This is a genomic window from Vreelandella sedimenti (assembly GCF_013416325.1).
GTDB classification, from domain to species: domain Bacteria; phylum Pseudomonadota; class Gammaproteobacteria; order Pseudomonadales; family Halomonadaceae; genus Vreelandella; species Vreelandella sedimenti.
Genome location: NZ_JACCGK010000037.1, coordinates 1 through 12,296, shown reverse-complemented (window position 1 = coordinate 12,296; position 12,296 = coordinate 1). Strand labels below are relative to the sequence as shown.

General features: G+C 50.4%; 14 protein-coding genes. 2 read left to right on the top strand and 12 right to left on the bottom strand.

Translation table 11 applies throughout. From position 1 onward, the window contains the following. The 5 genes from HZU72_RS24280 to HZU72_RS23240 all read right to left on the bottom strand — a co-directional run. On the bottom strand, nucleotides 1-115 hold a 115-nt coding region (locus HZU72_RS24280; protein ID WP_180096313.1), incomplete at its 3' end, for a YHS domain-containing protein. After that, a complete protein-coding gene (locus tag HZU72_RS23255; protein ID WP_008958467.1) occupies nucleotides 108-566 on the bottom strand; it encodes a hypothetical protein in 459 nt (152 codons plus the stop codon). The genes HZU72_RS24280 and HZU72_RS23255, both read right to left, overlap by 8 nt. 27 nt (nucleotides 567-593) lie before the next feature. Next, the gene (locus tag HZU72_RS23250; RefSeq protein ID WP_008958468.1) at nucleotides 594-1,931 is read right to left on the bottom strand and encodes an APC family permease; all 1,338 of its coding nucleotides are present in this window, start codon (nucleotides 1,929-1,931) and stop codon (nucleotides 594-596) included. Between the two features lie 220 nt (nucleotides 1,932-2,151). Continuing rightward, nucleotides 2,152-2,496, bottom strand: a complete 345-nt coding sequence (locus HZU72_RS23245) for a hypothetical protein (RefSeq protein ID WP_022522184.1) — start codon at nucleotides 2,494-2,496, stop codon at nucleotides 2,152-2,154. A gap of 40 nt (nucleotides 2,497-2,536) precedes the next feature. Further along, a complete protein-coding gene (locus tag HZU72_RS23240; protein WP_008958470.1) occupies nucleotides 2,537-2,713 on the bottom strand; it encodes a DUF2933 domain-containing protein in 177 nt (58 codons plus the stop codon). Between the two features lie 959 nt (nucleotides 2,714-3,672). Here HZU72_RS23240 and HZU72_RS23235 point away from each other — a divergent pair. Further along, entirely contained in the window at nucleotides 3,673-3,957 is a 285-nt protein-coding gene (locus HZU72_RS23235; protein WP_235976223.1) for a helix-turn-helix domain-containing protein, read from the top strand. Nucleotides 3,958-4,017: 60 nt separating this feature from the next. Here the strand turns inward: HZU72_RS23235 and HZU72_RS23230 are convergent, their stop codons facing one another. From HZU72_RS23230 to HZU72_RS23200, 7 genes are all read right to left on the bottom strand, one after another. After that, the gene (locus HZU72_RS23230; protein WP_157826517.1) at nucleotides 4,018-4,191 is read right to left on the bottom strand and encodes a hypothetical protein; all 174 of its coding nucleotides are present in this window, start codon (nucleotides 4,189-4,191) and stop codon (nucleotides 4,018-4,020) included. Nucleotides 4,192-4,357: 166 nt separating this feature from the next. Beyond that, complete coding sequence (locus tag HZU72_RS23225; RefSeq protein WP_180096311.1) at nucleotides 4,358-4,768, bottom strand: hypothetical protein; 411 nt, start codon at nucleotides 4,766-4,768, stop codon at nucleotides 4,358-4,360. A 130-nt stretch (nucleotides 4,769-4,898) separates the two neighbouring features. Then, entirely contained in the window at nucleotides 4,899-5,669 is a 771-nt protein-coding gene (locus HZU72_RS23220; RefSeq protein ID WP_153843659.1) for a copper resistance protein B, read from the bottom strand. Nucleotides 5,670-5,678: 9 nt separating this feature from the next. Then, nucleotides 5,679-7,502, bottom strand: coding sequence for a copper resistance system multicopper oxidase (locus HZU72_RS23215; RefSeq protein ID WP_026001905.1), 1,824 nt, complete (start codon nucleotides 7,500-7,502; stop codon nucleotides 5,679-5,681). Nucleotides 7,503-7,570: 68 nt separating this feature from the next. Continuing rightward, nucleotides 7,571-8,905, bottom strand: a complete 1,335-nt coding sequence (locus tag HZU72_RS23210) for a sensor histidine kinase (RefSeq protein WP_208458210.1) — start codon at nucleotides 8,903-8,905, stop codon at nucleotides 7,571-7,573. After that, nucleotides 8,892-9,557 carry a response regulator transcription factor gene (locus HZU72_RS23205; RefSeq protein ID WP_009288249.1) on the bottom strand — a complete coding sequence of 222 codons (666 nt, stop codon included), beginning with the start codon at nucleotides 9,555-9,557 and terminating at the stop codon, nucleotides 8,892-8,894. Before HZU72_RS23205 ends, HZU72_RS23210 begins: the two co-directional genes overlap by 14 nt. 14 nt (nucleotides 9,558-9,571) lie before the next feature. Continuing rightward, entirely contained in the window at nucleotides 9,572-10,078 is a 507-nt protein-coding gene (locus tag HZU72_RS23200) for a cupredoxin domain-containing protein (protein WP_235976222.1), read from the bottom strand. A 554-nt stretch (nucleotides 10,079-10,632) separates the two neighbouring features. Between HZU72_RS23200 and HZU72_RS23195 the strand changes: the two genes are divergently transcribed. Next, nucleotides 10,633-11,883 carry an ATP-grasp domain-containing protein gene (locus tag HZU72_RS23195; RefSeq protein WP_008957448.1) on the top strand — a complete coding sequence of 417 codons (1,251 nt, stop codon included), beginning with the start codon at nucleotides 10,633-10,635 and terminating at the stop codon, nucleotides 11,881-11,883. Nucleotides 11,884-12,296 lie beyond the last annotated feature (413 nt).

Sequence of the window (12,296 nt, the reverse complement as noted above, 5' to 3'; positions counted from 1 at the left end):
AACAGAAATACCACGTCTTACCCGCGTGATTGGCACGGTGGCGGGAGGTATGGGGATCAACGTCCATGCCACAAACAGGGTCTTTCACCTTTGTCTCGTTATGGTCTTCAGACATCGTTCATTCTCCCCGTTTGGCGAACAAGGCGCATGGCTTCGTGCTCTTCAAGTGCTAAAAGGGAATCTAAGAGCTCTTTAGCCTCAGGAATTTCCGCTTTGCCAACGAGGGTTCGATAAAGGTTTATCGTTTGTTCATGGAAATCAAAAACCTCTCGGCAAATGTCGTCAACACTTAGCGTGGAATAGGGCGCATCGCAGGTACGATGCGTACGGATAGGTTTATGCTCCAAATAGTCATAAACGTAGGTTTTTAATGCTTTCGCGTCAGCAGTCTGTTCAAAGCGCGCCACAACGCGCTGCATTTCCGCTTCCTGTGCAGCTAAGTAATTGAGCAACATGCGAGCGCGCTCTTCTTCGTGTATATCGGCGCAATGAGCAAGGCAAGCTGCAAGATGCTCGTGTAACTGACGGGTCCAATCGATCAATTCACCAAAGGTTCTAACGTCCATTTGGTACCTCCTATAACGCTATTAACGTTAATGAGTGTGAGAGTGCTCGCTATCGTTTGAAGCGTCGCGTTTGGATAGGAAAATCCATTCGCCGAGTAAAAGAGTAGCCATTACTACGCCAGCAACGATGAGCACCATGGGGTCCGAGATGGCTTTTACCCATAAAAAGCCGATTAACACGACAGCATCTAGTAGTATGGCAATGCTAGGAATAACAGGATTAGCCCCCACTCTGTCCTTGAGATGACGAAGCACACCCCAGTGGATGGCCATATCCATGATCAGGTAGAAAATGATGCCTAATGCTGCGATGCGGCTCAGGTCAAAAAAAGCGGTGAGCACTAAGCCAAATACGATGGTGTACACCAGTGTATGCTTTTGTACACTGCCGGGCATGTGGAAATGGCGGTGAGGAACCAGCTTCATTTCTGTCAGCATGGCGAGCATGCGTGAAACGGCAAAGACGCTGGCGATGATACCGCCCGCCGTTGCCAACATGGCGAGAATGACGGTAAACGCAACTGCCGCTTCACCCAGTGCGGGACGGGCAGCGGCGGCCAGGGAGTAGTCTTGGGTTTCGATAATTTCAGGCAAAGATAGGTTGCTGGCAACGGCAAAACCGACAAGGGCATAGATCACCACGCATAGCGCAATCGAGATCGTGATAGCTTTGCCAAGATTCCGCTTAGGATCTTTAAGCTCCGAACCACTATTGGTAATCGTCGTGAAGCCTTTAAATGCCAGTATGCCGAGCGCCGTAGCACCTAAAAAGCCCGTTATCGTAGGCGTAGGTGCATCGTTGCCAGCACCCATTTCGATGGAGTCGGCAATAAACACGCCGACAATACCAAACACTATAATGCCACCTATTTTGATAAATCCGAGCACCGAGGCGACGGTCTCGATCAAGCGGTTGGCGGATAAATTGATCAAAAAGGCTATTAGCAGTAAACCAACCCCGAGTAGGGGCACAAATAGTGAACGATCCCCCAGGTCAAACAACTCAAGCGTGTAGGAACCAAACGTTCTCGCCAAAAAACTCTGTGCGATCACCATGGAAAAATACATCAGGAGGGCATGAAAGGCGGTGGGAAGCGTCGGGCCATACGCTTTCTGTAAATACATGCCAATCCCACCTGCTGATGGGAAGGTATTGGACATTTTAACGTAAGAATAAGCGCTGAAAGAGACAATGACGGCAGCGGCCAGAAAGGCTAGAGGAAATAGCCGACCAGTCATTTCGGCCATTTGGCCGGTTAGCGCAAAAATACCGGCCCCAATCATCACGCCGGTGCCTAATGCAACGGCACCGACCAACGAAAGACTGTTTTCTTTATATTGTGGCGTTCTATCCTGCCCAACCATGAAAGCGACTCCTTGTATTAACGGCAACCACAGCAGCAATAACTGCCGAGGACTCCTGTGCGGTGTTTTTTGATGCTATATAAATTAAATATAGAACCTATGTGCAGCCACATGGCAAATGACTAACGGAAGGTCTGATTTTGCGAGGCCACAGGCAAGCAGCTCTTACCCTAAACTAGCTAGTCTTGCTCCTGGTTGTGTCATGTAGCCGTTATGACTATTAATGACAGCTCCAAGGTTCCTGTTTAGCGTTGTCTTTAACGTTCTGATCGACGAAACGGTAATACTCCTTCTTAAAGCGGTTCCACCGATCAGCGCTGACCTGTATGTCATGGAGCTTGAGAATTTTTTCAACGTCATCGATGCAGAGCCTCAGCGCATCGTAAGCAAGGCTGATATTTCGGTTTTTCTCGTTGTAGACCACCTTATCCATTCCATAGAGTCGGTCGATATCTGACAGCGCTTCTTCAATGCGTTTGGATTTACTAGGCTTGATTTTTAAATTCCGAGTCACCAGTGTGTTTTTGGAAACACCCAAGCGGTGCTCTTGTTGTGTCGTTTTCATGGTCTTTCTCCCAGGCGCGTACATGTATATATAGAGTGGTTCAGTCCTTGTCTATTTTGTCCTTATGACCGCCGTGGTGTTTATGCATGAAAATATGCATCAGTGGGCATGCTGCCAAAAAGAGGAAAGGTAAGAACTGAAATAGGTGGAGACGGTGCTCGGTTCCAATCAGGTATCCCGCCCAAATGACAAACCCAGCAAGTGGCACCCACAACATCAGCAAACGACTACTTGTACTGTTACTCATAATCACCTCAGTAACTCGCCCAAAGAGCCAACAGCAGTTAAGGCCGTTGGTTTGGGAAAAATCAAATAAATAACCCCAATAACAGCATGGATGATTTGTCTGAACGCAACCTGAACAGCATCGGAGGGAAATATGATCCTGATCAAGCGCCTCGCAAAAAGTAGGCGATAATTACCCAAGCGGTATCCATAGCCTCATTCCCATCATCATTAGGTTTTCGGTGAGCGATACAAAGCTTAATGGGTATTACTGTTGCCGACACAGGCGCACTTGAGCTCACGTTTATCGAGGTATATCGCTTTAAAGACAGAACCTGTCACACGGTGCCAACGAATAGCGCCAGTGGCGCAGCCAGCCAGATAAGCGTATCGGCCAGCAATTAGTAGCTTCGGAAGTATCTAGGCGTGAAGGTAAACGTAACTGAAGGGGACTTGGCGCTGGGCGTGCAGGTCATAGTTGAGAAACATGGCGCTAAAGCTCGCTACGCCCTGCAGCTTTTGCAGACCCGGGGGTATGATCGCTGTGGCTACGGCATACTCTAGCACGCGTGCAGTGAATATTATGCACTGAACCTCCCAACTGGCAGAAAAATCGATGAGTAACGCAGTGGCAAAAATTGCCAGCACAGGGCGATAGGTGGTCGCATTAGGGTCTGAAACGCTAACTCCCAGGTGCTCATGAAGCTCTTCATAGCCGCCAATACGTTCATAGCCCAGATATCCCTGGGAAATCGTATCGACATGTTCCTGCTCTGTAAACGCGTCAATCTCTTATCGCGAAGTCAGCAGGTTTACGTTCACCTAAGGCCCATGTGCACGAGCAGGTCAACGATCTACAAGCAAAACGGACATATGTACTCTCCTGTTTGCAACCATAAGCGCGAGCGCTGGAGTGGGTCGTTGTCACCGTTATGAACCTCTATAGAGTCCTTGGGGCGCCTACGTTTTATCGACTGCCTGCGTTCGCTGGGCGTTAGTCTTCCAGAGATCAAACAAATATTATCTTGGGCGGATCAAGGCACCGTAGAGTTTAATGAACCAGTACCACTCGCCACTCAAAGGCGACGTCTTCACTTGCGGACCCAAGAACTCCAGGTGATAGCGCGATGGTTAGATAACATGAACCAAGACAAGATGACTGAAAGCTTCAGCGTGCTCCCCTCGACAGGCGTACTGGTCCGAAAGCCGATGCGGCTTTGTGTCGCGGTGACTTGAAACTGATCCCCGACATCCCTCTCATCTTCCGATCCTGCGACTTCAGCAAAGTAACCTTCGTTAGCTGATCCGGCATCCCGGATCGAAGTTGTAAGCCATGTTCAGCCTGGCGTAGCCATAAAGCCCCACGGTGGTCTCTCCCACTTGGGTTTCCAGGGCCGAAACATACGTCGAGCCGATTGCCAAGGCCATAACCGTCATGCTGACCAAGGGAATCTTCTTGTTATTCCACATGATGACACCTCTTTATGAATTGTCTTGTTTTTACGCCGATTGCGGCACTATAAAGTTAGCGAAAATTCCTGAATTAAAGCTGAATTTGTTTGCCGAGATACTAGTTTTTCATAAAAAAGGTCAGCTCATGGCTGACCTTCTTAATTCATGTCAAGACTAAAGGATATCAATAGGCGACATGTAGTTCATAATAACTGTTATCATCACTGCCTCCCCTTGATCTTCCTGTTACCTCAAGCTGATAATTACCCGGTTGCAGCTGACGAACAAGTTCGAAGCGCCCCCGTGGGCTGGAAGCTTCTGCTACCTGCTGTCCCGCCTCATTATAAAGAACAGCTGAAATGCGGTTGCCAGTGCTGGTAAATCCTGGAAAGTGCTCACTCACTACTTTCAGTGTAGTCGCTTGTTCAATGTTAATATTGAAACGCTTAGGTTGCCCCTGGGCAAGCATCTGTGTAGAAGATACGCCTCTTTCTAGTAAGGGAAGATTCTGTGTTGTATTGCCTAAGCTCGCTAATACAGGTGTAGAGAGGATACTTGCTACTACTGCACTAAAAACAATTGCTTTAATTTTCATGGTGGTTTACTCCGCTGGTTATTTACAATTTAATAATAACCTTAGAGTATGAATTGAAGCTGAATTTAGTGGTTTATTAGCAAAAAAAACGCCACCTTTCGGTGGCGCAAGTTATAGAGTGCTTAACGATTTAAAACATTAACCTGACACCTGCCACCACGCCGGTATCTTCGGTATTATTCCCGCCAGCACGAGAAAGGTCAGCGGTATCGCCATACTCTTTTACCCAGTAAGCGCCCACGTAAGGCGCAAAGCGTCTGGTCACTTCGTAGCCCAGGCGCATGCCGACACGCACTGAGTTAAGGCCCTCACCCACACCAAACTCCTCAACTTCACTGGCGGCCACGGCAATTTCGGTGCGCGGCTGTAGGTAGAGCCGCTGAGTCAGGCGCAGATCGTATTCGCCTTCAAAACTGGCGGCCACGTCGCCATCTTCACTCACTTGTAATGCCACGTCGGTTTCAATGCCGTAGGGCATTACGCCTTGCAGGCCGACAACCCCATAGGTGCGTTCAGCGTGATCATCGGAGAAAACACCGCCTTGATAACCGATCCCCCCCTGTAACTCCCAAAAATCAGCCACTAAACGACTATAGAGTAGTTCCAAAGACTCAAACTCAGCATCTTCGCCGTCGCCCTGGACATTTTCGCCTTCTGACTTTAGGTAAATGCGGTTGATATCGCCGCCGTACCAGCCTTGAAAGTCCCATACCACGGCTTCTGGGCCTTTATCAGGCACGCTATATTCGAGCCGATCAAACAGTGCCATACCCATATTATGTTCCTCAGTGGGCGCTGGCCAACTGTCTGGTGCCGCATAGCCATCTTCGGCTTGAGCGGTCGTGGCGGCGGCCATGCCAAGGGCGGCGCTGGCGAGGGTTAAGTAGCGCTTAATTTTCATACTGCCTCCTTAAGAAACTTGAACAACGCGGAACATGCCAGCATCCATGTGATAGAGAAGGTGGCAGTGGAACGCCCAACTGCCCTCTGCATCTGCGGTGATCAACGCAGATACGCGCTCACCGGGCTTCACATTTAGGGTGTGTTTGCGTGGTATCAATTCCCCTTGGCCGTTTTCTAGCTCCATCCACATACCGTGGAGGTGAATAGGATGCTCCATCATGGTGTCGTTAATCAGAATTAGGCGCAGCCGCTCATCTTTCTCAAAATGAATAGGGCCGGTCACTTCGCTAAACTTCTTACCGTCGAACGACCACATATAACGCTCCATATTGCCGGTCAGGTGCAGCTCAAGCTCACGGCCTGGCTCACGGCGATCAGGCCATGGTGTGAACGCTTTGAGATCCCGGTAAACCAATACGCGTCGTTCGTCAGGATCAATGCCGATTCCCGCCTGGTTATAGCGAGAGCCCGGCTGAGCTTCACCGGCGAGAAGCAAACCATTTGCGCCTATTTTGGCCTGCTCGGCTGCCATCCCCCCCATAGTAGAGTGATCCATGCCTTGCATGTTGGACATACCGGAGTGATCCATCCCAGCCATGCTGGAATGATCCATCCCCGACATGTTGGACATGCCAGAGTGATCCATCCCCGCCATGTTGGAGTGATCCATACCGCCCATACCGTGGGCACCCATGGCTTCCATACCGCGGTCTGCAATTTGACGGCGTTCAGGAATCTCCGCCTGCATGCCTTCACGTGGAGCTAGCGTGGCGCGTGCATAGCCGCTCCGATCCATGGCTTCGGCGAAGATGGTGTATGCCCGGTCGTCTTCAGGTGAAACCAGCACATCGTAGGTTTCAGCCACGCCAATACGGAACTCATCAACAGGAACGGGTTGCACCGGTTGTCCATCAGCGGCCACCACGGTCATCTTCAGGCCAGGTATACGAACATCGAAAAAAGACATGGCTGAGCCGTTAATCACGCGTAGTCGTATCCGCTCACCAGCTTTGAACAAGGCATTCCAGTTTTCTTGAGGAGAATAGCCGTTGAGAAGATAAGTATAAGTACTACCGGTGACATCGGCGATATCCCGCGAACTCATGCGCATTTGAGCCCACATGCCGCGCATTTCAGCGGTCTGAGCAAAACCGTTGTTACGAACATCGGCAAAGAAGTCAGCAATCGTGCGCTCTTGGAAGTTGTAATAGCCTTCCATGGTTTTCAGATTACGGAACACCGACATCGGGTCTTCAAAAGTCCAGTCGGTGAGCAGTAACACATGCTCACGGTCGTAACGGATAGGCTCACGCTCGGCAGCGTCGATAATCAATGGCCCTGCATGGCCAAGCTGCTCCTGCATACCGGAATGACTGTGGTACCAGTAGGTACCGTTCTGACGGACGGGAAAACGGTAGGTAAAGGTTTCACCAGGGGCGATACCTGCAAAGCTAACGCCAGGCACACCATCCATTTCCGGCGGTAGAATGAGACCATGCCAGTGGATGGAGGTGGGCTCGTCCAGCAGGTTGGTGACACGCAGTACTGCGTCTTGACCTTCTTTCAAACGAATCAGCGGGCCAGGACTGGTACCGTTAATGGTAATTGGTTGGGCTTCTTGTCCGTCAATAGGCAACGATTCACGGCGGATCGCCAGCGATACCTCGGGCCCTTCTTCAACGCCCTGAGCATAGACGTTGGTACGGCCCCAGGGGTTTGCCCAGGCGGGAGTTAACCCCATTGCCGCAGCAGAACCTAAGCCTAAGGCAGCGCCTCCTTTTAACACTTGCCGACGAGAAAGAGGGTGAGAAATGATACTTGAGCGTGCCATGTGTAACTCCCATCAATGGTGAATAGCACCATCTTGATGGAAGAAGCTGAATCAAAGCTGAATGATGATTAATTGACCACTTCAGCCGTCAAGGGCAAAGCAATCGTCACTCGTAAACCACCCAGTGGGCTTCGTTCAAACTGAGAGTGACCTGAGTAGCGGACGATTAACTGTGCAAGAATCGAAAGGCCTAAGCCGTAGCCAGGACGGCGCTCATCCAGTCGTGTACCACGCTCTCCCAGGCGTGAAAGTTCCTCTTCTGCAACGCCCTGACCATCATCATCAATAGTTAGCGTAAGTGCAGTTACAGTGACTGCAATATCGCAAAGAACGCGCCTGCTCGACCATTTTCCTGCGTTATCAAGCACGATGCCTAATATTTCTGAAAAATCGTGAGATTCAATGGGAACTTGTTCTTCCTCACGTGCTGAGTGAGTCAGGTCGAACATACGCTCAGGATAGAGGCTACGGAACATCTCAATCAGCCGTAAGCTATCACGAGTAACGTTGGCCATTCGTCCCGCATTAGGGCCTGCAATACGTGAACGACGCAGCTCCGCATCCAACTGGGCGTTAATGTCTTCAATACGGCTGAGTAGTTTATGGCGCCGGTTGTCATCAATAGGCCGGTTGCCACGCAGTACTTGAGTAACGGCTGCCAGCGGTGTTTTTAATGCGTGTGATAGGTTGGCGACCGATTCTCGCGAGCGCTTCAGACGAAGATCAATGTCGTCCATGAACCAGTTCAACTGGTCGACTAATTCATCTAGCTCCGAAGGGGCTACTAATGACAAGCGATCACGTTTGCCTGATCGCAATGCTTCAAGTTGTTGGCGCAGTTGCCAGAGTGGTATGAGTCCACGGTTAACCGCTAGCATGTTGAGTATGATGAGCATCCCTAAAAGCACGGCGGCGATCCCACCGACCCACCAGTGTAAAGTTGCAAGCCCTGATTCTACTTGGGAAAAATCCTCGCCCACCAATAGCACACCCTGCGTGCCCTGCCACTCAAAATGGCGGCGATAGACGAGCATGTGCTGTGTTCCGCGATTCACATCTATTAGGGCATCGCCGCTCTCATCTAGCAACGGAGCCAGCTGTTGCTGCCATTGCGGGTCAGAAGCGCTGACCGAGCCATTGAAACGGAGTACGTAGAGATGATGAAAGACTTGATAGCCTTGGCTAACCGAGTCGAGCGCAGTCGGTACAGCCGTTTGGTCTTGCTCTAGCTGCGCGACCGCGTGGTTTGCTTCACGTTGTAAGCGTTCACCTAAAAAATCCCTTGCCAGGCTCTGTAAAAAGATCCCGTGCAATAGCCACGTGGTGACCACCACCAGTAGCGCGACGCCGCCTAACCATGCGAGTAGCCGAATGCGTAAACTGCGTCTATCAATGTGAAGCAAAGAAATACCCCTGACCACGTCGCGTTTGAATGACTGATTTACCGAGATAACGGCGCAGACGAGCGATGTAGACTTCCACCAAGTTAGGTGCGGCAGCGTCCTGATCCAAGGCGTAGAGCTGCTCTAGTAGCTGATCTTTCGAGTGAATACGGTCTGGATGAAGCATTAAGTAGCGCAGTAATCGAAACTCCGTTGCTGTTAGCGAACGCCACGTTTCTCCTTCTAAGCACACGCGTTGACCCGCCTCATCCAACGAGACACCGTTAAGCGTAATCACATGAGATAACTGACCAGACTGCCTACGCAACAAGGCCTTCAGGCGAGCCATAAGTTCGGCTTCGTGGAAAGGCTTGGTGAGATAGTCATCGGCTCCGGTTTCAAGTCCGATAACTTTATCTTCCCAGGTATCGCGCGCCGTCAAAATCAAAATAGGCGTACTGCGCTTCTGCTTGCGCCAATGAGCGAGAAGATCTAACCCCGACCCATCGGGCAAACCGACATCTAAAATAGCCAGCTCATAATCCTCGGTTGCCATCAGCGACTTGGCCGCTTTCAATGAAGCGGCCAAATCAACCAGGTAACCGTTGTCCTTGAGACTCTCTGCCAAGCTTTCTGCTAACAAATCATCATCTTCGAGTAGCAACAGTTTCATGGGTCTGCGTCAGATTAGAGAGAAAAATTACCGTACATGCCGGATTCATAATGACCAGGAATGTTACAGGCATACTCTAGCTCGTTAACATTGTCAGGGACACTCCATAATAAAGTCCCGGTTTCACCAGGCGCAATGGTGACACCTGTCATGTCCATGCTGGCCATATCGTGACCGCCGCCGTGTGACATATTCGACATATCGTGGCCTCCGCCGTTGGCCATGTTTAGCATCATTTGACGATGTTCTTCTTGGGCTTCTTTGCTACCAATCACAAACTCATGTTCTAAATTGCCGGTGTTGGTGATTTCAAATTTAACCACCTCCCCAGCCGCCAGTTCTAGCTCTTCAGGGTCGAACCACATATCGCCAGCCTCAAGGCTGATCGTGCGGTCAACGTCAGCCTCGGTTAGGTTATTGCCACCACCGCCGTGGCCGGGTGCAGCCAGCGCCGCGCCCGTGATCAGACTTAATGAAAGGGCAAACAAAGACGTTGTTAAAAGAGTGTAGCGCATGGTCATTTACCTCAGAGGTTATTGTCACCCGTTCTTTATACGGTGTTAACCTGAAACGAGCCTGAACCTACAGTAAAAATATGACCTGCCGGATAAGTAGCTATCACGAAAACTTGCAAGCGCAAGGCCTTATTTCGGGACCTTTTTTAATTCAATACAGCATCTTCCGCTTAATAGTGAAATTTGTTCAGTTGCCGATGTCGGCAGCAGGGATGCTCTTGGTCATCACTGCGCATCATTGTCGGCAGAAAATAGTTGCCCCTTGTTGATGATGATGGTAGCGCTAGTTACTTTTATCGCTATGACCGGACGTCGGCTTTCCACTTCATCTATATTAACCCTTGTGTCTACATTTCCTGAAAGTTTTGCCACAAGATGTTAATGCGAGCGTACAAGCACCATGAGCGCTCATCATCCACGTTGATCTATCAGCAGAAGGTGTAGCTCGTTAAATATCGCCCTCATGAACTCAATGACCAGCCGATGCTGGCCAGTTTGATCTAGATCAGCGTGAAAAAACCAGAGGACAGCTCTTGCAAAAGACCAGTGGCTCCCCAGGGATGACAGAAGCAGAAAGGCTGAACCAGCACTGCACCTGTATCACTCTAGACCGACGAGCAGCCACCCAAAGTCTTATCGACCAGTTGGGCGACGATGCCGATGAGGCCTTTATCCGTTCGACCTGGCATCAACTTTTCTCGAATGTCGCTGTCTTTGTCCCTTCTCAGGTTCTGGAGCAGATGAGGGCCACTGTTCAGGCCATAGAAAACGCCGCCGCTCTTCCCGACTATCAGCGACAAGTACTGTCTTGGGCCCCGCAAAGTGCACAGTTAAACCCCGGCCCAGTAGGTGTCTTCATGGGCTATGATTTCCATCTCGGCGAGGACGGGCCTCGCCTCATCGAAATCAATACCAATGCCGGAGGTGCATTTCTTAACGCGATCCTGGTACGGGCCCAACTGCAGTGTTGTGGTGATGCTAAAAGTGCGGCCGGGTCTGCCGACTTCGAGGCTAAAGTGATAGCCCAGTTCGAGAGCGAATGGCGTGCCCAGCGTGGCAATGGACGTCTGGAGAGGATAGCTATCGTTGATGATCAGCCTATGGGGCAATACCTCTATCCTGAATTCAAACTTGCCCAGCAGTTATTACGGCGTCATGGCATTGATGCTCTCATCCTCTCGCCTGGCGACCTTCGGTATGAGTCAGGCATGCTATACAGCGGCGGTAAGCGAGTAGATATGGTTTACAATCGCTTAGTGGATTTTGGGCTCGAAGCACCCGGAAACTCCGCCTTACACTCTGCCTGGTTGGACGGAGGCGCAGTCATAACCCCAAATCCCCATGCACACGCATTGTTCGCGGACAAACGCAACTTGGCTGTGTTATCAGATCCCGCGACGCTTATGGCTTGGGGGTTGAGCGCTCAAAATGCCGAATTACTTCGCTCTTGTATTCCCCGTACCTTACAGGTCAGCGCTGATAATGCTGATACCCTTTGGCAACAGCGACGGCAGTGGTTCTTCAAACCTGTCGCAGGCCACGGAAGTAAGGGAGTGTACCGGGGAAGTAAACTCACCAAAAAAACATTCAGCCAAATCTTGGAAAGCGACTATATTGCCCAGGCCCATGTGCCTCCCTCCGAACGCCTCGTTCTGGTCGATGGACAGCGTAAAAATCTCAAGGTCGACGTTAGACTGTATACCTATCGCGGCACACTGTTAATGGCCGCAGCGAGACTTTATCGAGGACAGACGACCAATTTCCGTACGCCAGGTGGGGGGTTCGCACCTGTGCTTCTCATGAAAGATTAGTTATCAAAAATATGATCTAAAGAGTTTGTCCCACAACTTATGCGATTATCGTGATAGGGCGTGGAACTCATCTTGCAAGGCGATCGCCTCACTTCGGCCCGCGATTAGTTATTCGGAAATTGCTCCCAGCAACCTTTCAATTGCGCGCAAGTTTTTCCTGCGTTTGGATTTAAAGCCTGGAAACTTACAATATTATCAGCTACGCGGATGAAACCTCGTCAATGAAGGCTGCCCTTAAAGGGGTATCTCTGGAGCGATATAGATAGCCACCTAGCCGAGCGATGGCCTTCATATAGAAACCATGTCGCGTCGCTGACCCAGTCGAGGCGGTGGAATCGACCGGTCGACCAGAACTAATAAATGATCAGTAAAGAACCGTTGCTAAGTGGTTATGCAAAAGTTATCGAGTTACT